Source organism: Lachnospira eligens (assembly GCF_009680455.1).
Taxonomy (GTDB): domain Bacteria; phylum Bacillota; class Clostridia; order Lachnospirales; family Lachnospiraceae; genus Lachnospira; species Lachnospira eligens_A.
Genome location: NZ_WKRD01000002.1, coordinates 93,182 through 116,529, shown reverse-complemented (window position 1 = coordinate 116,529; position 23,348 = coordinate 93,182). Strand labels below are relative to the sequence as shown.

At 39.6% G+C, this 23,348-nt stretch carries 20 protein-coding genes; 19 read left to right on the top strand and 1 reads right to left on the bottom strand.

The window, feature by feature from the left end; translation table 11 throughout:
- Positions 1-40 precede the first annotated feature (40 nt).
- The 11 genes from hemB to GKE48_RS02450 all read left to right on the top strand — a co-directional run bounded on the left by hemB (position 41) and on the right by GKE48_RS02450 (position 11,709).
- Positions 41-1,006, top strand: coding sequence for a porphobilinogen synthase (hemB, locus tag GKE48_RS02500; RefSeq protein WP_022097828.1), 966 nt, complete (start codon positions 41-43; stop codon positions 1,004-1,006).
- A 41-nt stretch (positions 1,007-1,047) separates the two neighbouring features.
- A complete protein-coding gene (gene hemL, locus GKE48_RS02495; RefSeq protein WP_154300374.1) occupies positions 1,048-2,322 on the top strand; it encodes a glutamate-1-semialdehyde 2,1-aminomutase in 1,275 nt (424 codons plus the stop codon).
- Between the two features lie 24 nt (positions 2,323-2,346).
- Entirely contained in the window at positions 2,347-3,564 is a 1,218-nt protein-coding gene (hemA, locus tag GKE48_RS02490; protein ID WP_154300373.1) for a glutamyl-tRNA reductase, read from the top strand.
- An 8-nt stretch (positions 3,565-3,572) separates the two neighbouring features.
- Complete coding sequence (hemC, locus tag GKE48_RS02485; RefSeq protein ID WP_055286097.1) at positions 3,573-4,460, top strand: hydroxymethylbilane synthase; 888 nt, start codon at positions 3,573-3,575, stop codon at positions 4,458-4,460.
- 3 nt (positions 4,461-4,463) lie between these two features.
- On the top strand, positions 4,464-5,210 hold the full coding sequence (locus GKE48_RS02480; protein ID WP_154300372.1) for a uroporphyrinogen-III synthase: 747 nt from the start codon (positions 4,464-4,466) through the stop codon (positions 5,208-5,210).
- A gap of 427 nt (positions 5,211-5,637) precedes the next feature.
- Entirely contained in the window at positions 5,638-6,570 is a 933-nt protein-coding gene (cysK, locus tag GKE48_RS02475; RefSeq protein WP_022097833.1) for a cysteine synthase A, read from the top strand.
- A 150-nt stretch (positions 6,571-6,720) separates the two neighbouring features.
- Entirely contained in the window at positions 6,721-8,136 is a 1,416-nt protein-coding gene (locus GKE48_RS02470; protein ID WP_022097834.1) for a spore germination protein, read from the top strand.
- Positions 8,137-8,268: 132 nt separating this feature from the next.
- On the top strand, positions 8,269-8,583 hold the full coding sequence (locus GKE48_RS02465) for a helix-turn-helix domain-containing protein (protein ID WP_012738998.1): 315 nt from the start codon (positions 8,269-8,271) through the stop codon (positions 8,581-8,583).
- Positions 8,580-9,887 carry a type II toxin-antitoxin system HipA family toxin gene (locus tag GKE48_RS02460; RefSeq protein ID WP_022097835.1) on the top strand — a complete coding sequence of 436 codons (1,308 nt, stop codon included), beginning with the start codon at positions 8,580-8,582 and terminating at the stop codon, positions 9,885-9,887. The genes GKE48_RS02465 and GKE48_RS02460 overlap by 4 nt, the downstream gene beginning before the upstream one ends.
- A gap of 2 nt (positions 9,888-9,889) precedes the next feature.
- Positions 9,890-10,837: a DMT family transporter gene (locus GKE48_RS02455; RefSeq protein ID WP_022097836.1), complete on the top strand. Its 948-nt coding sequence runs from the start codon at positions 9,890-9,892 to the stop codon at positions 10,835-10,837.
- Between the two features lie 107 nt (positions 10,838-10,944).
- On the top strand, positions 10,945-11,709 hold the full coding sequence (locus GKE48_RS02450) for a Fic family protein (RefSeq protein ID WP_022097837.1): 765 nt from the start codon (positions 10,945-10,947) through the stop codon (positions 11,707-11,709).
- A 53-nt stretch (positions 11,710-11,762) separates the two neighbouring features.
- On the opposite strand, the gene dnaK is transcribed toward GKE48_RS02450, so the two are convergent.
- Positions 11,763-13,508: a molecular chaperone DnaK gene (gene dnaK / locus GKE48_RS02445; RefSeq protein WP_022097838.1), complete on the bottom strand. Its 1,746-nt coding sequence runs from the start codon at positions 13,506-13,508 to the stop codon at positions 11,763-11,765.
- 169 nt (positions 13,509-13,677) lie between these two features.
- Between dnaK and aroC the strand changes: the two genes are divergently transcribed.
- From aroC to GKE48_RS02405, 8 genes are all read left to right on the top strand, one after another.
- Positions 13,678-14,778, top strand: coding sequence for a chorismate synthase (gene aroC, locus GKE48_RS02440; protein WP_022097839.1), 1,101 nt, complete (start codon positions 13,678-13,680; stop codon positions 14,776-14,778).
- A gap of 11 nt (positions 14,779-14,789) precedes the next feature.
- The gene (gene tgt / locus GKE48_RS02435) at positions 14,790-15,926 is read left to right on the top strand and encodes a tRNA guanosine(34) transglycosylase Tgt (protein ID WP_022097840.1); all 1,137 of its coding nucleotides are present in this window, start codon (positions 14,790-14,792) and stop codon (positions 15,924-15,926) included.
- Between the two features lie 112 nt (positions 15,927-16,038).
- Positions 16,039-16,326, top strand: coding sequence for a preprotein translocase subunit YajC (yajC, locus tag GKE48_RS02430; RefSeq protein WP_022097841.1), 288 nt, complete (start codon positions 16,039-16,041; stop codon positions 16,324-16,326).
- A gap of 136 nt (positions 16,327-16,462) precedes the next feature.
- Entirely contained in the window at positions 16,463-17,545 is a 1,083-nt protein-coding gene (gene leuB / locus GKE48_RS02425; protein WP_022097842.1) for a 3-isopropylmalate dehydrogenase, read from the top strand.
- Between the two features lie 34 nt (positions 17,546-17,579).
- A complete protein-coding gene (ilvD, locus tag GKE48_RS02420) occupies positions 17,580-19,253 on the top strand; it encodes a dihydroxy-acid dehydratase (protein ID WP_022097843.1) in 1,674 nt (557 codons plus the stop codon).
- Between the two features lie 50 nt (positions 19,254-19,303).
- Positions 19,304-20,986: a biosynthetic-type acetolactate synthase large subunit gene (ilvB, locus tag GKE48_RS02415; RefSeq protein WP_022097844.1), complete on the top strand. Its 1,683-nt coding sequence runs from the start codon at positions 19,304-19,306 to the stop codon at positions 20,984-20,986.
- 73 nt (positions 20,987-21,059) lie between these two features.
- Positions 21,060-22,160: a 3-phosphoserine/phosphohydroxythreonine transaminase gene (gene serC, locus GKE48_RS02410; protein WP_012739008.1), complete on the top strand. Its 1,101-nt coding sequence runs from the start codon at positions 21,060-21,062 to the stop codon at positions 22,158-22,160.
- Complete coding sequence (locus GKE48_RS02405) at positions 22,160-23,323, top strand: phosphoglycerate dehydrogenase (RefSeq protein ID WP_055215443.1); 1,164 nt, start codon at positions 22,160-22,162, stop codon at positions 23,321-23,323. Before serC ends, GKE48_RS02405 begins: the two co-directional genes overlap by 1 nt.
- Positions 23,324-23,348: the final 25 nt, after the last annotated feature.

Here is a 23,348-nt window from a genome sequence, read left to right as displayed (position 1 = left end):
ATGCTATTATATAGGAAACGTTGGAAGGAAGATGATAATCATGGACAGAACAAGAAGATTAAGAATGAATGCGACATTAAGAGATATGGTAAGAGAGAATCATGTAAGGGTGGACGAGCTTATATACCCTGTATTTGTTACGGAGGAGAACGATGTAATACAGGAAGTACCATCAATGCCGGGAATATGTCAGTATTCGCTTGACCATGTTCTTGAAGAAATCGGACGTGCTGTAGAGGTTGGAATTAAGGGAATTCTGCTTTTTGGAATACCTGTACATAAAGATGAGGTCGGAAGTGAGGCATATGACGAGGAAGGTGTTGTGTGCAGGGCAATCCGCCTTATTAAGGATGCTTATCCAGAGCTTGTTATCATGGCTGATGTGTGCCTGTGTGAGTACACATCACATGGACACTGCGGACTTGTAAAAGATGGCGTTATATTAAATGATGAGACACTGCCGCTTCTTGCAAAGGCGTCAGTTGCTTATGCAAAAGCGGGGGCAGATATAATTGCACCGAGTGACATGATGGATAAGAGAGTTGAGGCAATCAGAAATGCACTTGATGAGGCAGGACTGGTTAATATTCCTATATGTTCATACAGTGCCAAATTTGCATCAGGATATTACGGACCGTTCAGGGATGCCGCACATTCAGCACCGGGATTTGGTGACAGAAAGACATATCAGATGGACCCGGCTAATGGAAAAGAAGCGTTAAGGGAAGTTGAAGAAGACATATTAGAAGGTGCAGACATGATTATTGCAAAACCGGCACTCGGATATATGGACGTTATGAAAGAGATAGCGCTTAACTTCAATATTCCAATTGTCGCTTACAATGTAAGCGGTGAGTACGCGATGGTTAAGGCAGCAGCAATGAATGGCTGGATTGATGAGAAGAAGATTGTAATGGAGAATATGACAGGCTTTAAGAGAGCCGGAGCTAAGATGATAATAACATATCATGCTATAGATGTGGCAAAATGGTTAAAGGAAGAGTAACATTTTTAGCAGTATTAAATTAAGCAGGAGGAGCAGGTTTTATGAATGAAGAGATGTCAAAGGATTTATATGAGAGAGCAGTAAAGCATATGCCGGGTGGTGTAAACAGTCCTGTCAGGGCATACAAGGCAGTTGACAGAGTGCCAAGATTCATAGCTTCTGCCAAGGGAGACAGAATTACTGATGTAGATGGGAATGAAATGATTGACTACATATGTTCATGGGGACCGGGAATATTAGGTCATGCACATGACAGAGTAATTGCAAAGGTTAAGGAAGCTGCGGAAGCAGGCCTTACATATGGTGCACCAACTAAGAGAGAAGTTGAGATGGCAGAGCTTATATATGAGCTTATTCCTACAATGGAGGTGAGCCGTCTTGTAAGCTCAGGAACAGAAGCTGTTATGAGTGCAATCCGTGTGGCAAGAGGCTACACCGGAAGAGACAAGATAATTAAGTTCAGAGGCTGTTATCATGGACATTCTGACGGACTTTTAGTAAAAGCCGGTTCAGCAGCACTTACAACATCAGTTCCGGACAGTGCAGGAGTTCCTGCTGATTACACTAAGAATACACTTGTAGCAGAGTACAATGACTGCGATTCTGTGAAGGAGCTTTTTGATAACAATAAAGATGAAATAGCTGCGGTAATAGTTGAACCAGTTGCAGCTAACATGGGAGTTGTGCTTCCAAGACATGGATTTCTTGAATTCTTAAGAGACATAACTAATGAGAATGGAAGTCTTCTTATATTTGATGAGGTAATAACAGGCTTCAGACTTTCAATTGGCGGAGCGCAGGAGTACTTTAACATAAAGCCAGACCTTACAACTCTTGGAAAGATTGTAGGTGGGGGTATGCCAGTCGGCGCATATGGTGGACGAGCTGACATTATGCGTATGGTAAGTCCTGACGGCCCTGTATATCAGGCAGGAACATTGTCAGGCAATCCAATTGCAACAGCAGCAGGCTTAGAGACTTTAAGAATCTTAAGAGATAATAAGGATATATACGACAGACTTGAGACTAAGACAAAGCGTATTGCTGACAGTGTAAGAAAATGTGGAGCCGGAAGGGTATCGGTTAATCAGATTGGTTCACTTATGAGCATATTCTTTACACCAGATGCAGTAGAAGATTATGACAGTGCAGTAAAGTCAGACACTAAGAAGTATGCAGAATACTTTGGACATATGCTTGATAACGGAATATACATTGCACCATCACAGTTTGAGGCAATGTTCGTGTCAGATGCACACACTAATGAAGACATCAACCGTACAATAGAGGTTATGGAAGAATTCTTCAGAAAATAATTCGTATAATAAGTGAGAATACAGATGCAGTTAGGATATGTAGGAATTAATTATAAGAATACAGACCTTTCAGTAAGGGATAAAATTACATTCACAGACAGCGGAATAGCAGACTTTATGCAACAGGCAGAGGAAGCAGGTGTGAACCAGTGCATTTGCCTTTCAACATGCAACAGATGCGAAGTGTTTTATCTGTATGAGGATGAAACATTTGTACAAGTAATGTTCGATTTATTCAATGATTATTTTGGACTTACTGATACTAAATTAGCTGGTGTCAAATGTGGTGAAGAAGCACTGGTATATCTGTTTTGCATAGCCGCCGGACTTGAAAGCATGGTGCTTGGAGAGGATCAGATACTAGGCCAGTTAAAGGATGCGGCAGACCTTTCAAGAACGCTTGGACACAGCGGGAAAGAGCTTAATTATATAGTAAGAGAAGCGGTAAGCTGTGCAAAGCGGATTAAGACAGAGTATAAGGTAAGTGAAAAACCAGTATCTGTATGCTATGTCGGTATTCAGGAGTTAGACAGAGTATGTGGCATATCAGGAAAGCATGCACTCGTTATAGGAAGCGGCAAAACCGCGGCTCTCGCCATAAGATATCTGGCAGAATATGGCGCTGATGTAACAGTGTGTTCAAGAACTTATCAGCATGCGAAGGCGTTGCTTAAGGAGTTTTCACAGATTGAGGTTATTGCATATGATAAGAAAACAGAAGCACTTAAAAGCAGTGATATAGTTGTCTCAGCGACTTCATCACCTCACCTGGTTATTAGAGCTTCTGAATTATCAGAGGGTAAAAAGATGACACTTCTTGATCTTGCTGCACCAAGAGATATAGAAAAATCTTCAGGTGACATTTGTGGAGTTACTCTTATTGATCTTGACAGGATAGGTGGGATTGTGAAGTCTAATCAGAACGAGAGGGCACATTTGCTAAAGGAAAGCCAGTGCGTGATTGATGAGTATATAGCGGAAACAAAGAAATGGCTCACATCAAGCAGAATGGATACAACTATCCAGTCACTTGGCAAAAAATGTGATGAGATAGTACAGGACAGCTATGATTATCTTAACCGCAAGATTGACCTTTCAGACCATGACAGGGTAATCTTAAAGAAAATTCTTAAGTCGTCACTACACAGATTGTTAAAAGAACCGATTGAAGAATTGAAAAATGTGGAAGAAAATGAACAGCAGCAGTATAAAGATATGGTTGAAAGACTGTTTGGCTTGTAGGGAGGATTATGCATTACAGAATAGGAACGAGAGGTTCGAAGCTGGCACTTGTCCAGTCGGAATATGTTAAGAGAAGAATGGAAGAGGCGTATCCTGAGGATACATTTGAACTTGTTATAATTAAGACAACAGGCGACAAGGTTACGGATAAGCCGCTTGCTGCGATTGGAACTAAGGGCCTTTTTGTAAAGGAGATTGAGGAAGAACTTCTTTCAGGCAGCATTGATATGGCGGTTCACAGCATGAAGGATATGCCGGCTGAATGTGAGACTGGACTTACATTTGCAAAGGCGTGGAAACGAGAGGATTGCAGAGATGTACTTATATTAAAGACTGCAGGAAGTTTTTCAGAACTTCCTTCTGGTGCGGTTATAGGCACTGGGAGCATCAGGCGTGCATGCCAGCTTGCAATGCTGCGTCCTGATATCCAGTTTACTGCTATTAGGGGAAATGTTGATACAAGAATTAACAAACTTATGGACGATTCATACGGACTTGATGGAATTGTGCTTGCGGCAGCAGGACTTAACAGACTTGGCAGATCATCTGAGATAACAGAGTATCTTGACCCGGAGGTTGTTATTCCGGCACCGGCACAGGGAGTTCTTGCGATTGAGACTGCAGAGGTGAATACAGAACTTCTTGATAAGATAAATGCTTTGTCAGATGATAATTCTGATAGAGAAGCTGTTGCTGAAAGAACATTTTTAAGATTAACAGGCGGCGGCTGTCATGCCCCGGTTGGCGCACATTGTGTGACAAAGGATAACGGTGACCTTCGAATGGTTGTGTTATTTGGCAATGATGATTGCAGCAGGATTCTTAGAATTGAAGTTACAGGAACTGACAGCGAGGCGGTTGGTCACGAAGCAGCCCGTATGCTTGGATTGGAGTAGATTGTGGGTAAATACATATATACATATATTGAAAACGGACAGATGTACGATAAAAGCCCTTCCCTTGCAGAATTACTTGCAAAGGAGGGGCTTTCCTGCGAAAAAATAGTGACTGGCAGGATTGAATACATAAAGGTTAAAGATTTTGAGACACAGATAAAAGATGCACAGTGGCTTGTGTTTACAAGTAAAAATGCTGTGGCTGGGTTTGCTTATAATATGGGGAAGTGTGAACTTCCTGCTGGTGTTAAGATTGCGGTAGTCGGTAAAAAGACACAGGAAGCTTTAAGAACAACATGCGGTCTTGAAGCTGATTTTGTTTCTTTACAAGCTGCGGGCTTGGAGCTTGGAAAGAGTCTGATGAATATTGCAGCCGGGAAGGTTGTATATCTGTGTGCTGAGGTAACAAGCGGTTCACTTGAAGAAGCTATGAAAGATTACGGAGAACTGATTAAGATTCCAGTATATAGGAATGAATATGTTGATACATATGCAGAGTACGAAATGAAAGATTTCATTGATGTTTCTGGAATAGCTGTTACCAGTGGCATCAGCGGTGAGAGAATAAAATGGCTGATTGACAAGCTTGGTGAATCAGGTGAAGTCCCAGTGTATAGCATTGGTCCCGCCTGCAGCAAAAAGCTTGTTGAGGCGGGCGTGAAAGAGAATAGGATAATTGAAGCTTGTGAGCATAGCTATAGCGGGCTGGTGGAAGCGATTAAGAAGTCAGCGGGGAAGCCGGGAGCGTGAATTGGACGTTAGAGCGGAGAGAGGCACGGATGAAGTCCAAAACCGGGAAGCCGGAAGCGGGAATTGGACGTTAGAGCAGAGTGAGGCACGGATGAAATCCAAAACCGGGAGGCCGGGAACATGGATTGGACGTTAGAGCAGAGTGAGACACGGATGAAGTCCAAAACCGGGAAGCCGGAGGAGCAGATTGGATGTTGAAGTAGCGGAAGGCATGGATGAAGTCCAAAACGAGAAGCTGGCGAGCGGAATACACATGATTTAAAAAAGAAAAATAAAAAAGTACTGTACAAATCAAAATTATTGTCCTATAATAACATACAAACATAGTATGTTTATGTATTACATAAACATAACACCAGATTCATGAAATGTTTTCATGAATTGATATTAGAAAATGTGGGACAATACCACAAGAAAAGAGGATTGTATGGGAAAGATATATAAATCAGCAGCAGATTTAATAGGTAACACACCACTTGTAGAAGTCGGACATATTGAAGAGAAGTTTGGACTTAAGGCAAGAGTACTTGTTAAGCTTGAATATTTTAATGCAACAGGAAGCGTTAAGGACAGAGTTGCCAAGGCAATGATTGAAGATGCAGAGGAGAAAGGTATTCTTAAGCCCGGTGCAACAATTATTGAGCCCACATCTGGCAATACAGGAATCGGACTTGCTGCTATTGCAACAGCAAAAGGCTACAGAACAATAATAGTTCTTCCAGAGACTATGAGTGTTGAAAGAAGAAATATAATTAAGGCATATGGTGCAGAAATTGTACTTACTCCTGGTTACAAGGGAATGACAGGAGCTATTGCGAAGGCAGAAGAATTAAAGAATGAGATTGAAGGCAGCATGATTGCAGGACAGTTTGTTAATCCTGCTAACCCGGATGCACACAGAAGAACAACTGGTCCAGAGATATGGAATGATACGGATGGAGAAGTTGACGCATTTGTTGCAGGTGTTGGTACAGGCGGAACAATTACAGGCGTTGGTGAATATCTTAAGTCTAAGAATGACAAGATTGAGATAATTGCAGTTGAGCCTGCAACTTCACCGGTACTTTCACAGGGCAAGCCGGGACCACATAAGATTCAGGGAATTGGAGCAGGCTTTGTTCCAGAAATTCTTAATACTAAGATATATGACAGCGTAGTTCCAGTTGATAATGATGACGCATTCGAGTATGCCAGATTGATATCACACACAGAGGGAATTCTGGTTGGAATATCGGCAGGTGCAGCACTTTACGCAGCAATCGAGTGGGCTAAGAAACCAGAGAATGAAGGCAAGACAATCGTTGCACTGCTTCCAGACAGCGGCGACAGATATTACTCAACATCACTTTTTGAGAACTAATAGCAGAATAAATGTGTCAAATGTGGACATTCTATAAGGGCAGGGCGTAAGTCCTGCCCTTTTCGTGCTTTGAAGGGATTTAGCGGCAATATGGGATATCGAAAGGTGTTTTAAAGTGCGGTTGAAAATGTGCAGGTGAAAGGAGTAAGCATGACTGATTTTACAACTAACATAGACATGAATGTCCGCATGATGAATGAAAAGTTAAGAGTGGACAGGAATTTTGACATTCTGCAAAGAGATGTATTAATAGGTGGGAAGAGAACACATTTTTACTTTATAGATGGATTCGTACAGGAAGAAACAATTGAAAAACTGGTGCAGTTTTTTTATTCATTGAAAGAATCGGACATAAAGGATATAGATACATTCTTAGAAGTCGGAATGCCGTATACAGAGATTGAAAAAAACGGACATTACGACGAAGTGGAGAAGGCATTTCTTTCAGGACAGACAGTCATGATAATAGATGGCTTTGATGAATGTATACTTATTGACTGCCGCACTTATCCAATGCGTTCAGTTACAGAGCCTTACAAAGACAAGGTTCTGCGTGGCTCAAGAGACGGATTTGTTGAGACACTTGTGTGCAATGCGGCACTTTTAAGAAGAAGAATAAGGGATAGCCGCTTTTCAATGGAAATGTATACTGTAGGGGAACGCTCCAGGACAGATGTTGCTGTGTGCTATATTAATGATAAGGTTGATAAGAAGTTGCTTGAAAGAATTGAGAATCTGATAAGCAGCATAGAGGTTGAGGCGCTCACTATGAATATAGAGAGCCTTGCTGAATGTATGTTTAAGGGAAAATGGATTAATCCGTTTCCTAAGTATAAATATTCCGAAAGACCCGATACCGCTGCAGCAGCACTTTTTGATGGAAATATAGTTATTATGGTAGATACATCACCTGCAGTAATGATAATTCCAACAAATGTATTTGATATAATAGAAGAAGCAGATGATTTTAATTTTTCGCCAATGATAGGAACTTATATAAGACTGTCGAGGTTCTTCTTTACATTGCTTACGGTTTTTCTTACACCTGTATGGCTTTTGCTTGAGAGCAATCCACAGTGGGTGCCTGAATGGCTGAAATTCATAACGATAAGTGAGGATATAACGGTTCCGGTTATATTGCAGCTTTTTATTCTTGAACTTGCAGTTGATGGGCTTAAGCTGGCGGCGGTCAATACGCCAGGAATGCTGTCGACACCTTTGAGTATTCTTGCTGGTATTGTTGTGGGAGAATACGCTGTGGAGTCCGGGTGGTTTAATTCAGAATCGCTTCTTTATATGGCAGTTGTAACGGTTGGAACTTACTCACAGGCAAGTTTTGAGATGGGATATGCATTAAAATTCATAAGAATAGTCAATCTGATTCTGGTGCAGTTCTTTGGAAGAATCGGACTTCTGGCAGGAGTCATATTTGCAATAGTGCTTGTATGCTTTAACAGGACAATATCAGGAAAAAGCTACATTTATCCTGTGATACCTTTTAACAGCCAGATGTTTAAAAGAAAAATTCTTCGGGTACGACTGCCACACAAAATAAAAAATAACTAGCAATATATGGCGTATTAAGTATTAAAATATGACTTAACACGCCATATATTGCTAATTAATTGCAAATGTGATACAATACAAAAAACATTTGAATAAGATATATAAGATTTATGGATTTGGAGATGTTTAATTATGATTAGTGATTATGAGGAAGTTGTTATCAGGTTTAAGGCATATAGGATAAGTTATCCATTAACACAGAAAGAACTTTCGGATAAATCAGGCGTTTCATTAAGAAGTATTACTCGGTTTGAAAGTGGAGAAGATATAAGTCTTGTTAATTTTATGAAATTAATGAATGCGATGGAGCTTATGAATAATTTCGTGAATGTCATACCAGATATGAACAACCGGCCATCATCTTATTTGAAAAATGTTAAAACAAGGCAGAGAGCATCTGCAAAAAGAAAAGCAGATACTGGATTTAAATGGGGGGAAGATGAATGATAAATACAGCGGAGGTAATGCTTTGGGGCACAAGAATTGGAATAATTCATATGAATGAAGCAAATGGGGTTGTTGCATTTGAATATGATAAAGATTTTTTAAAGAGTAATATTGAGGTATCACCTATACATATGCCATTATCAGAAAGAGTGTATGAATTTCCGGAACTTGCAAGGACAGCATTTCATGGAGCACCTGGATTGGTAGCGGATTCACTTCCAGATAAATTTGGTAATAAAATTATAGACAGATGGCTGGCTGAGCAGGGAAAATCAATTAGTGAATTTAATGTTATAGACAGACTGTGCTATACAGGAAAAAGAGGTATGGGTGCATTAGAATATATACCAGCAACAAGTCCGTTTGACAGTACAATAGAGGATGTTAATATATCGAAAATGGTAGAGTTTGCATCTGATGTATTATCTGATAGAAAAGATAAGCTGATTAATCTGAAAGATAATGCTGGATATAGCCAGCTTGTGCTATTGGGAACATCTGCAGGTGGTGCAAGAGCAAAGGCGCTGATTGCATGGAATGAAGATACGGGAGAAATAAAAAGTGGACAGATTAATGCTGGTGATGGATTTGAATACTGGCTTATGAAGTTTGATGGAGTATCTAAAAATGGGGATCATAATCTGGAAGATTCAGTAGAATATACAAGAATAGAATACGGATATTATCTTATGGCAAAAGCAGCGGGTGTAATTATGAATGAATGCCGTCTGCTTGAAGATGCCGGATATGCACATTTTATAACTAAACGTTTCGATAGGAACAATAATAAAAAAATTCATATGCAGACATTAGGAGCAATTTCACATATAGATTACAATATTCCGGGATTATGCAGTTATGAACAGGCAGCATATTATATGAATAGACTAGGTATACCATATTCAGATGTGGAACAATTTTATAGAAGAATGGTTTTTAATGTTATTCTGATTAATCAGGATGATCATGTAAAAAATGTTTCTTTTCTGATGGATAAGAATGGTGTCTGGAGATTGTCACCAGCATATGATGTCACATTTGCATATGACAGCAGCAATATGTGGTTGAAAGCACATCAGATGCTTATAAATGGAAAAAGTTCAGATATAAGTTATGGTGATTTGATAAAATGTGGAATAAACATGGGAGTAAGCAAGAGAAAATGTGATGCAATAATATCGTATATAGAAGATGTTGCAAAAAGATTTTCAGATTATATGGAAATGGCAGGTGTCAGGGAGAAAACCTGTCAGATTATGAATGACATTATAATTAGCAATAATATTAGAAAAACAGGAGATTAATCATGGAAAAAACAAACGAGAAAAAAGATTTTTTACAGAAAACATGGGTGGTGTGCGCCCTTGCACTTGTGTGTACATTCCTTTGGGGAAGCGCATCGCCTTGTATCAAATTAGGATATGCGCTGTTTAAGATACCGTCAAGTGAAACATGGACACAGGTATTATTTGCAGGAACAAGATTTGTTTTTGCAGGAGTGCTTACAATCTTAATTGGAAGTATTCTTAACAGAAAAATGCTGCTTCCAACGAAATCAAGTGTACCAAACATTGTAAAACTGGCAATGTTCCAGACAATTCTGCAGTACATATTCTTCTATATCGGACTTGCACACAATAGCGGAGTGAAAGCGTCAATAATAAATGGTTCTAACACATTTTTTGTAATACTTGTATCGACAATTATATTCAGACAGGAAAAGCTGAATCTGAAGAAAATTATCGGCTGTGTGATTGGTTTTGCAGGTGTTATCGTAGTCAGCATGAATGGACAGAAAATCGACATGAACTTAAGCATTATGGGTGACGGAAGTCTGTTCTTATGTGCGTTGTCATATGCATTTTCATCATGCCTTATGAAGAACTATTCAAAGAAAGACAATCCGGTAATGTTGAGCGGTTATCAGTTCATATTCGGTGGAATAGTAATGATTATATTAGGACTTGTGATGGGCGGTAGAATTACACACGTGTCAGTATCAGCAATACTAATGTTATTCTATCTCGCATGCATATCAGCCGTAGCCTACTCAATATGGGGAATACTGTTAAAGCATAACCCGGTATCCAAAGTGGCAATCTTTGGCTTCACCAACCCTGTATTCGGTGTACTTCTTTCAGCCTGGTGGCTTGGAGAAGGAAGCAGAGAGCTTGGAATAAATGCATTAATAGCGTTAGTATTAGTGTGCATAGGAATCTGCATAGTTAATGTAAAAGGAAAGAAAGCGGAGTAAATTCCTATCTGGATTAATGTAAATGTTGTAATAATCATCAGCTAAATGGTACAATATTATCAGTTGCAGAGTAAATATAGCGGATTTTATAGAGAAGGAAAAATGTTATGAATGAAGATATTTTTATGAAAAGATTAAAAGAGCGTTTACTTATAGAATTTAAAAAGCAGGATAGAAGCGGTGTGTATGGATATACGCAGAGAAGTATGGCATATAATTCAAACAGAATTGAGGGAAGTACTCTTACAGAAAAGCAGACAGCATCTATGTTCGAAACAGGTACATTATATACTGATGATACAGAAGTAATATTCCGGGCTAAAGATATAGAGGAAATGAACGGACATTTTAAAATGTTTAATTATATAATGAAAAATATAGAAGCACCATTGGATGAAGATCTGATTAAAGGTATGCATAGAAATCTCAAAGAAGGCGTGTTTGAAGATTTTGCAAATGGTTATGCTATAGGAGACTGGAAGAAGAGAGAAAACAGAGTAAGTGATATTAATGTGGCTTTGCCGCAGGAAGTGCCAGAGAAGATTCATAACCTCATAGAAGAATACAATAATTCCAATGAAGTCAGTATAGACAAAATAGCAAAATTCCATGCCCAATTTGAACTTATACATCCATTTCAGGATGGCAATGGAAGGGTTGGAAGAATGATAATACTGAAACAATGTTTAGACAATAACATAATTCCAATAATCATAAGGGATGATAATAAAGCAGAGTATTACAGAAGTCTTAACAAAGCACAGCATGCAAATGATTACAGCAGTCTTGTAAAATATTTTCAGAAAGAACAGAAATATTATGTAGATAACACAGAAAAAATGTTATTTGCATACGAAGAACTAGAGAAATAACAAGAAAATAAAAAGACCAGTTCGGGAAATATCTGAACTGGTCTTTTTCGCCACTACCTTAAAGTTTCTTTCACAGCTTCCGAAGCCTCATGCATGGAAGCTGCTTTCTCCTCATTAAGCTTGTCAATAGGAGCTTTAGATATAAGCTTGCCAAGATGTCCAATCTGAGCCTTAACATTCTTTTTCTTATCCTTCTCCCAGACCTTTTTATTGGCGGCAAGTGCGTTGTTAGCCTCGTTAAGAGTCTTTACAGCATCCTCCCTTATGTCAATGAAACTCTGGTATGCTTCGTCCTGCTTGCTGTAGATTTCGGCTTCCCAGCGGGCTTTTGCAATCTCTTCTTCGGTCATGTTAGAGCTTGAAGTAATAGTAATGCTCTGTTCCCTTCCGGTACCTAAATCCTTTGCAGATACATTGACAATACCATTAACATCAATGTCAAATGTTACTTCAATCTGTGGGACTCCTGCCATCGCACGCTTAATACCGTTAAGACGGAAGTTGCCAAGCAGTTTATTGTCTCTTGTAAACTTTCGTTCACCCTGAAAAACCTTGATATCAACGGATGTCTGGAAATTGCCGGCAGTAGTAAATATCTGGCTGTGTCTTGTAGGAATGGTAGTGTTTCTTTCAATAAGCCTGCTTGCAATTCCACCCATAGTCTCAATAGAAAGAGACATTGGAGTTACATCCATAAGTATGATTTCAGAAGCAGCAGAACCGGCCTGAAGCTGGTTTCCAAGCTTGCCACCCTGAACGGCAGCTCCAAGGGCTACACATTCATCAGGATTAAGATTTCTTGATGGCTCTTTTCCCATAAGCTGTCTTACTTTATCAGCAACAGCAGGGATTCTTGTAGAACCACCAACCAATAAAACCATATTAATGTCTGTCTTGGAAAGACCTGCATCATGCAGTGCATTCTCAACAGGGGTGATTGTTCTGTCTACAAGGTCAGCAGTAAGCTCATTAAATGTCTGTCTTGATAAAGTGATATCAATGTGGTGCGGTCCGTCCTTAGACATAGCGATAAAAGGAAGATTAATATTAGTTGTCACAGAAGAAGACAGCTCCTTCTTTGCTTTCTCAGCTTCTTCTCTTAAACGCTGCATTGCAGAGACGTCCTTTGAAAGATTGATACCGTCACTTATCTTAAACTGCTCGACAAGATAATTAACTATTCTTTCATCGAAATCATCACCACCTAAGTGATTGTCACCTGAAGTTGCAAGAACTTCAATGACATTATCACCGATATCGATAACAGATACATCGAAAGTTCCACCACCTAAGTCATACACAAGAACCTTCTGTGCCATACCATTGTCAAGTCCGTACGCGAGAGCGGCAGAAGTAGGCTCGTTGATAATTCTTAATATGTTAAGCCCGGCAATCTTACCGGCGTCTTTAGTAGCCTGTCTCTGAGCGTCAGTAAAATAGGCAGGCACAGTTACAACAGCGTCTGTCACAGGCTGTCCCAAGAAATCTTCGGCGTCTTCCTTTAACTTCATAAGTATAAATGCAGAGATTTCCTGGGGGGTATAATACTTTCCGTCAATCTTCTTGCGATAGTCCGTACCCATGTGTCTCTTGATAGAGAATATAGTTCTGTCAGAGTTGACGGCAGCCTGTCTCTTGGCGGCATCACCAACAATCAGTTCCTTTGATTTCGTAAAGGCTACAACAGAAGGAGTTGTGCGGTAGCCTTCTTTGCTGGTGATGACAGTAGGCGTATCACCTTCAATAACAGCCACACAGCTGTTAGTTGTTCCTAAATCAATTCCTATAACAGTTCCCATAATAAACTCCATTCAATATATTGATATATTTATTTTACCATATAAAATACATTTGACTATTAAGAAAAAAATAAAAATAAGAAAAAATTAATAAATTGGGGTTTTGCTTGATGATATATATTTTAATATGTTAAAATAAATCCTATTGAAAAGATGAGGAGAATATATTATGGCAGGTTCAGTGTTTGGAAATATATTTAAGATATCAACATGGGGAGAGTCGCATGGAGAGGGACTTGGAGTTGTAATTGACGGGTGTCCTGCAGGTCTGCCTATTTGTGAGGAAGATATTCAGGAGCAGTTAGACAGAAGAAAACCAGGTCAGTCAAAGTTTACTACACCAAGAAAGGAAGATGATGAGGTACATATTCTTTCAGGTGTATTTGAAGGCAAGACTACCGGGACTCCAATATCACTTGCAGTATATAATAAGACACAGAGGTCTGCTGACTATTCAGAGATAGCTAATTATTACAGACCGGGACATGCTGATTATACATTTGACGAGAAATTCGGATTCAGGGATTACAGAGGCGGAGGAAGAAGTTCTGGAAGAGAAACTATCGGAAGAGTTGCAGCCGGTGCAATCGCTATGAAGATTCTTAAAGAGCTTGGAATTAATATTACAGCATATGCTAAAGAAATCGGTGGAATTGGCATTGATTATGATAAGTTTGATATAGCTGAAAGAGATAATAACGCATTTAACATGCCTGATAAGGAAGCTGCAGAGAAGGTTAAGGCTTTTGCAGAGAGCAAGATGTCAGTTGGAGATTCAATCGGTGGTGTCATTGAATGCAGGGTTACAGGAATGATGACTGGAATTGGCAATCCTACATTTGAAAAGCTAGATGCTAATCTTGCCAAGGCAATAATGTCAATCGGGGCTGTCAAAGGCTTTGAGATTGGAGACGGGTTTGAAGCGGCTAAAGTTACAGGAAAGTATAATAATGATGAATTCGTAATGAAGGATGGCAGGGTTGGCAAGCTGACTAATCACAGCGGCGGAGTGCTTGGCGGAATAAGCGACGGTGATGAGATTGTGTTCAGGGCAGCGGTAAAACCGACACCTTCAATTAGTGCATTGCAGGAAACTGTTAATAAGCAGGGCGAGGATATCGAGGTTTCAATCAAAGGAAGACATGATCCGATGATAGTTCCAAGAGCAGTTGTTGTGGTTGAAGCTATGACAGCACTTACACTTGTTGACCTGATATTTGACAATATGACGGCTAGAATGGACAGAGTTAAAGAGTTTTACAGAAAATAAAAGGAGCAGATATGTATAAAATTTTAAAGACAGATGGCAGGGCAAAAAGAGCAGAGTTCACAACAGTACATGGAACTGTGCAGACACCTGTATTTATGAATGTCGGAACAGTTGCGGCCATTAAAGGCGCAGTTGCGACAACTGATTTACAGCAGATAGGAACGCAGATAGAATTATCTAACACTTACCATCTTCATGTAAGACCGGGAGATAAGATTATAAAGCAGCTTGGAGGACTTCATAAGTTCATGAACTGGAATAAACCGATTCTTACAGATTCGGGCGGATTTCAGGTGTTTTCACTTGCAGGACTCCGTAAGATTAAAGAAGAAGGCGTTACTTTCCAGTCACATATTGACGGACATAAGATATTCATGGGACCAGAGGAAAGCATGCAGATACAGTCTAATCTTGGTTCAACAATCGCAATGGCATTTGACGAATGTGCGCCGGCAAAGGCTGACAGAAAGTATATCCAGAATTCTGTTGACAGAACATACCGCTGGTTAGAGCGTTGCAAGAAAGAGATGGCAAGACTGAACTCACTTCCTGATACGGTTAATCCTGAACAGATGCTTTTTGGTATAGATCAGGGTGGCGTATTTAATGATATAAGAATTGACCACGCCAAGAGAATATCAGAGTTAGATCTTGATGGTTATGCAGTAGGCGGGCTTGCTGTTGGTGAAACACATGAGGAAATGTATGATGTACTCGATAATGTAGTGCCATATCTTCCAAAAGATAAGCCGACATATCTTATGGGAGTGGGAACACCTGCCAATATATTAGAGGCAGTGGACAGAGGAATTGATTTCTTCGACTGTGTATATCCTTCAAGAAATGGCCGTCACGGACATGTATATACTAAGTTCGGAAAGATTAACCTTTTTAATGCAAAGTATGAAACAGATACAGCACCAATTGAAGAAGGCTGTGGATGTCCATGCTGTCAGAATTATTCAAGAGCATATGTAAGGCATCTTCTTAAGGCTAAGGAAATGCTTGGAATGCGTCTTTGCGTTCTTCATAATCTTTACTATTACAACCATCTCATGACAGACATAAGAGCTGCGATTGAAGAAGGAAGATATGCAGGCTTCAAGGAAGAGGCATTATATCAGATGAAGACATATGATAAGCAGTAATGCTGTATGTTTATAAATATTTTGTTAAAAATACATTTTGAGGTAGACAAGCAGCTCTCAATTATGTATTATATGTTAAGTTTGAAAGAGACATTTTTAAGGAGGAGTATCAATGAATATTGCTATCATAGTTTTTTATGTCGTAATTATTGGTGCAATGATGTATTTCATGGCAATCAAGCCACAGAAGAAGGAACAGAAGCGTCAGCAGGAACTTATGGATTCTATGGAAATCGGTGATTATGTTCTTACAACAAGCGGTTTCTATGGTGTTCTTATCGATATATCAGAAGATGATGTAATCGTAGAATTCGGTAACAACAAGAATTGCCGTATATCAATGCAGAAGAAGGCAATTGCTCAGGTTGAGAAGCCATCAGACAGCACATCAGCAGAATAATTAAAGGCAATTAATTAAAGCAGGGTTCCGGGTCAGACACATTTGTCTGGCCAGGAATCCTTTTTTTATTGAAAATGTTGCGCAAATGTTATATCATATTAAATTGAATTATCATATGAAAAAGGGGTAAAGGTTTATGGAAAGCAGAATAACTTTAATTCCAGGTGATGGAATAGGACCAGAAATCGTCAGAGAGGCTGTGAAAGTGCTTGACAGTGTGGCTGACAAATACGGTCACAAGTTCGATTATACCAGGATTCTTATGGGTGGATGCTCAATTGATGAGTATGGCGTTCCACTTACAGATGAAGCAGTAGCAACAGCTAAAGCATCTGATGCTGTACTTCTTGGAGCAGTTGGAGGCAATGTAGGTAATTCCAAGTGGTATGATGTTGCACCTAATTTAAGACCAGAAGCGGGACTTTTAAAGATTCGTAAGGAATTAGGACTTTTTGCTAATTTACGTCCGGCATATCTTTATGATGAACTTAAGGCAGCGTGTCCATTGAAGGAAGAAATAATCGGTGATGGATTTGATATGGTCATTATGAGAGAGCTTACAGGCGGCCTTTACTTTGGTGATAGATATACTAAGGAAATTGACGGATTGGAGACAGCCGTTGATACACTTACATACAACGAAGAAGAAATCAGAAGAATTGCAATTAAGGGATTTGAGATTGCAATGAAGAGAAGAAAGAAAGTAACAAGCGTTGATAAGGCAAATGTTCTTGATTCTTCAAGACTATGGAGAAAGATTGTACATGAGGTTGCAAAGGATTATCCGGAAGTTGAAGTTTCAGACATGCTTGTAGATAACTGTGCTATGCAGCTTGTTATGAATCCTGGACAGTTCGATGTTATTCTTACTGAGAACATGTTTGGAGACATATTATCAGATGAGGCAAGTATGATAACAGGTTCAATCGGAATGTTATCAAGTGCAAGCCTTAATAAGACTAAGTTAGGTCTTTATGAGCCAAGCCATGGTTCAGCACCTGATATTGCAGGAAAGAATGTTGCTAATCCAATTGCTACAATTCTCAGTGCAGCCATGATGTTAAGATATTCACTTGATCTTGACAAGGAAGCAGATGCTATTGAAGCAGCAGTTGCAGCTGTTTTAAAGGAAGGCTACAGAACAACTGATATTATGTCAGAAGGATGCACACTTGTAGGAACTGACAAGATGGGCGACTTAATCGCAGAGAGAGTTTAATACATTTAAATAATACATATTAAGGAGATAAGCTATGATAAGTGATAACGCCAGAAGTGGTATGCAGCAGGCACCTGCACGAAGCCTTTTTAATGCACTTGGCTTCACAGCAGAAGAGATGAAGAAACCTATGATTGGTATTGTAAGCTCTTATAATGAGATTGTACCAGGTCATATGAATATTGATAAGATTGTCAATGCAGTTAAATTAGGAGTTGCTGAGGCAGGCGGTGTGCCTGTAGTATTCCCTGCTATTGCGGTATGCGATGGTATTGCAATGGGACATGTCGGAATGAAATATTCTTTAGTAACAAGAGATTTAATTGCAGATTCAACAGAGTGTATGGCAATTGCACATCAGTTTGACGGACTTGTAATGGTTCCTAACTGTGATAAGAATGTTCCCGGACTTTTAATGGCAGCAGCGAGACTTAATCTTCCAACTGTATTCGTATCAGGCGGACCAATGCTTGCAGGTCATGTTAAGGGGAAGAAGAGAAGCCTTTCTTCAATGTTTGAGGCTGTTGGTTCATATGCAGCAGGAACAATGACAGAGGAAGATGTACTTGAGTTTGAGGAAAAGGTATGCCCAACATGTGGTTCATGTTCAGGCATGTACACAGCCAATTCAATGAACTGCCTTACAGAGGCACTTGGTATGGGACTTCGAGGCAATGGTACAATTCCAGCCGTATATTCAGAGAGAATCAAGCTTGCAAAGCACGCAGGCATGGCTGTTATGGATATGGTTAATAAGGGAATCACAGCAAGAGATATCATCACTAAGGATTCTATTATGAATGCCCTTACAGTAGATATGGCACTTGGATGTTCTACTAATTCAATGCTTCACCTTCCAGCTATTGCACATGAGATAGGATTTGATTTTGATATCAAATTCGCTAACCCAATAAGCGAAAAGACTCCTAATCTCTGCCATCTTGCACCAGCAGGTCCAACATACATGGAAGACCTTAATGAAGCAGGCGGTGTATATGCAGTTATGAAAGAGCTTGCAGATATCGGACTTCTTAATACAGACTGCATGACAGTTTCAGGAAAGACAATCGGAGAGTGTATAGCAACAGCATACAACCGTAATCCTGAAGTCATAAGAACAGTTGATAATGCATACAGTAAGACAGGTGGTCTTGCAGTTCTTTCAGGAAATCTTGCACCAGACGGATCAGTAGTCAAGCGTTCAGCAGTTGTTCCAGAGATGCTTGTACATGAAGGCCCGGCAAGAGTATTTGATTCAGAAGAAGATGCAATTGCTGCTATTAAGGGTGGTAAGATAGTTGAAGGTGATGTAGTTGTTATCCGTTACGAAGGTCCTAAGGGTGGTCCTGGTATGAGAGAAATGCTTAATCCTACATCAGCCATTGCAGGTATGGGACTTGGCTCATCGGTTGCTCTTATTACAGATGGACGATTCTCAGGTGCAAGCCGTGGAGCTTCTATTGGTCATGTATCACCAGAGGCTGCTGTTGGCGGACCTATTGCTTTAGTTGAAGAAGGAGATATCATCAGCATTGATATTCCGGGACTAAAACTTGAACTTAAAGTTTCAGATGAAGAGCTTGCTGCAAGAAAGGCTAAGTGGCAGCCAAGAGAACCTAAGGTAACAACAGGATACTTAAAGAGATACGCTTCACTCGTTACATCAGGAAACAGAGGAGCTATTCTTAAAAGTTCAGCAGAAGAGTAATATTTAATATAATTATAAAAAGACATTAAAGAGAAATCAGGAGAAGATAAATGAAGTTAAATGGTTCAGAGATAATTGTTGAATGCTTGAAAGAACAGGGCGTTGATACAATATTTGGATACCCTGGTGGAGCTATTCTTAATGTATATGATGCTCTTTATAAGCATTCAGATGAGATAACTCATATTCTTACATCACATGAGCAGGGTGCATCGCACGCTGCTGATGGATATGCAAGAGCAACAGGTAAGGTTGGTGTATGTTTTGCAACATCAGGTCCTGGAGCGACTAACCTTGTAACAGGTATTGCAACTGCATATATGGATTCAGTTCCTATGGTTGCAATTACATGTAATGTAACAGTTCCTCTTCTTGGAAGAGACAGCTTTCAGGAGATTGATATAGCGGGTGTTACAATGCCAATTACAAAGCACAGCTATATTGTTAAGAATGTAAAGGACCTTGCCAAGACATTAAGAAATGCTTTCAGAATTGCCAAGGAAGGAAGACCGGGTCCGGTATTAGTTGATGTTACTAAGGATGTAACAGCAGCAGAGTGTGAGTACTCACCAAGAGTTCCAAAGCCTGTAGAGAGAATTACAGCAAGCATTAAGGAAGAAGATATTGACAAGGCAGTAACACTTATTAAGAAAGCTAAGAAGCCATATGTATTCGTTGGTGGCGGAGCTGTTATATCAGAGGCATCTGATGAACTTAAGAAGTTTGTTGAGAAGGTTGATGCGCCGGTATGTGACTCACTTATGGGTAAGGGCGCATTTGACGGATCTAATGAAAGATATACAGGAATGCTTGGTATGCATGGTACTAAGACATCTAACTACGGAGTTTCAGAGTGTGATCTTCTTATCGTGGTTGGTGCAAGATTCTCAGACCGTGTTACTGGAAATGCTAAGAAATTCGCTAAGAATGCAAAGATTCTGCAGTTTGATGTTGATGCAGCTGAGATTAACAAGAATGTCAGGACAGATGCACATGTACTCGGAGATGCTAAAGAGATTCTTAAGAGAATCAATGATAAGTTAGACAATCAGGATCACTCAGACTGGATGGAACACATCAAGTCTTATAAGCTTGATTATCCTATGAGATATAACAGGGATATTCTTAACGGACCTCTTATAATGGAAAAGATATACGAAATTACAAATGGTGATGCAATTATTACAACAGATGTTGGACAGCATCAGATGTGGGCTGCACAGCATTATAAGTTCAAAGAGCCAAGAACACTTCTTACATCAGGCGGACTTGGAACTATGGGATATGGTCTTGGTGCATGTATAGGTGCCAAGGTTGGACGTAAGGATAAGACAGTTGTTAATATTGCAGGTGATGGCTGCTTCCGTATGAATATGAATGAAGTTGCAACAGCAACCAGATATAACATTCCTATTATTGAAGTTATATTTAATAACCATGTACTTGGTATGGTTAGACAGTGGCAGGATCTTTTCTATGGCAAGAGATATTCAGCTACAGTTCTTGATGATCAGGTAGATTTTGTTAAGGTTTCAGAAGGAATGGGAGCCAAGGCTTACAGTGTTGATACAATAGAGGAGTTTGAGAAAGCATTTAAAGAAGCAATCGAACTCAATATTCCATGTGTTATTGACTGTCATATTGACAGAGAAGACAAGGTATTCCCTATGGTTTCACCGGGGGCTGCAATCTCAGAGGCATTCGACAGAGAAGACCTGAATAACAAGAAATAATTCATATATTGACTTTAATGTGATAAAGGACTAAAATAGTTCTTAATATTTTATATTTTAGGAGGAAGAAAAGGTGAGTAGAGTTTATAACTTTAGCGCTGGTCCAGCTGTTTTACCAGAGGAAGTACTCAAAGAAGCAGCAGATGAAATGTTAGATTACCAGGGAAGCGGTCAGTCGGTAATGGAAATGAGCCACAGATCCAAGGTTTATGACAACATCATCAAAGAGGCAGAGAAGGATTTAAGAGACCTTCTTAACATCCCAGATAACTATAAGGTGTTATTTTTACAGGGTGGTGCATCGCAGTTCTTCGCTGAAGTGCCTATGAACCTTATGAAGAATAAGAAAGCAGGTTATATCCTTACAGGACAGTGGGCTAAGAAAGCATTTGCAGAAGCTAAGATATATGGAGAGGCTGTTGAGCTTGCTTCATCAGCAGACAAGACATTTTCATATATTCCAGACTGCTCAGATCTTGATATTCCAGAGGATCTTGACTATGTATATATCTGTGAGAACAACACAATTTACGGAACAAAGTATAAGACATTACCTAACACTAAGGGTCATATTCTTGTATCAGATGTTTCATCATGCTTCTTATCAGAACCTATGGATGTAACTAAGTACGGCGTTGTATACGGCGGTGTCCAGAAGAACATCGGACCAGCAGGCGTTGTAATTGCTATTATCAGAGAAGACCTTATAACAGATGACGTTCTTCCAGGAACTCCTACAATGCTTAAGTGGAAGACACAGGCAGATGCAGATTCTCTTTATAATACACCACCATGCTACAATATCTATATCTGTGGCAAGGTGTTCAAGTGGATTAAGAAGATGGGTGGACTTTCAGCAATGAAGGAACACAATGAGAAGAAGGCTAAGATTCTTTATGATTTCCTTGATGAGAGCAAGTTATTCATGGGAACAGTTGTTAAGGAAGACCGTTCACTTATGAATGTACCTTTTGTATGCAACATTGAAGATAAAGAAGCTAAGGATGCTATGGAAGCTAAGTTCATTAAGGAAGCTGCAGCTGCAGGATTTGTTAACCTTAAGGGACACAGAACAGTTGGCGGTATGAGAGCATCTATCTACAATGCTATGCCAATCGAAGGTGTAGAGAAGCTTGTTGAATTTATGAAGAAGTTCGAGAAGGAGAATGCATAATGATTAATGTTAATTGTCTTAATAATATAGCGGCATGTGGTTTGAAGCTTTTTTCTGATGAGTATAATACAGAAAGCTCATTTGAAGATGCACAGGCTGTACTTGTAAGAAGTGCCAAGATGCATGATATGGAGCTTAGTGATAATCTTCTTGCAATTGCAAGAGCAGGAGCTGGCGTTAATAATATTCCTCTTGACAAATGTGCAGAGGAAGGTATTGTTGTATTCAACACACCAGGAGCTAATGCTAATGCAGTTAAGGAACAGGTTATTGCAGCTATGCTTTTAGCATCAAGAGATTTAATCGGTGGTAACAAGTGGGTTGCAGATAATGCAGAAGACCCTGATATTGCCAAGGCAACTGAGAAGGCTAAGAAAGCATTTGCAGGACAGGAAATCAAGGGCAAGAAGCTTGGTGTTATCGGTCTTGGAGCAATTGGACAGTTAGTTGCCAATGCAGCTATAGCACTTGGAATGGAAGTATACGGATATGACCCATATGTTTCAGTTAAGGCTGCATGGAATCTTTCAAGTGAAGTTAAGTACATATCTGATGTTAAGGATATCTATAAGGAATGTAACTATATTACAGTTCATGTTCCTGCACTTGACAGCACTAAGGGAATGATTAATAAGGAAGCATTTGACCTTATGCAGGATGGAACAGTAATTATCAACTGTGCAAGAGATGTACTTGTTGATGAAGCTGCTATCGGTGAGGCACTTAAGTCTGGAAGAGTTAAGACTTATGTTTCAGATTTCCCTAACCCAACAACAGCTAAGATGGAAGGAGCAATTGTTCTTCCTCATCTTGGAGCTTCAACAGCAGAAGCTGAAGATAACTGTGCTATTATGGCAGTTAATGAGCTTAGAAACTTTATCGAGAACGGTAATATTGTCAATTCAGTTAATTATCCTAACTGTGATTGCGGAGTATGTGCAACTAAAGGAAGAATTACTGTATGCCACAAGAATGTTCCAACGGTTATCAGTAAGATAACAACAGTTCTTGGTGCTGCAGGCATCAATATATCATCTATGGCTAACCAGTCAAGAGGTGATTATGCATATTCTCTCTTAGATATTGAAGCATCTGCACCAGAGGCAGTAGTTGAAGAGCTTTCAGCAATTGAAGGTGTTATCAAGGTAAGAGTTATTAAGTAATCATATGTAATGAGAATAATATCAA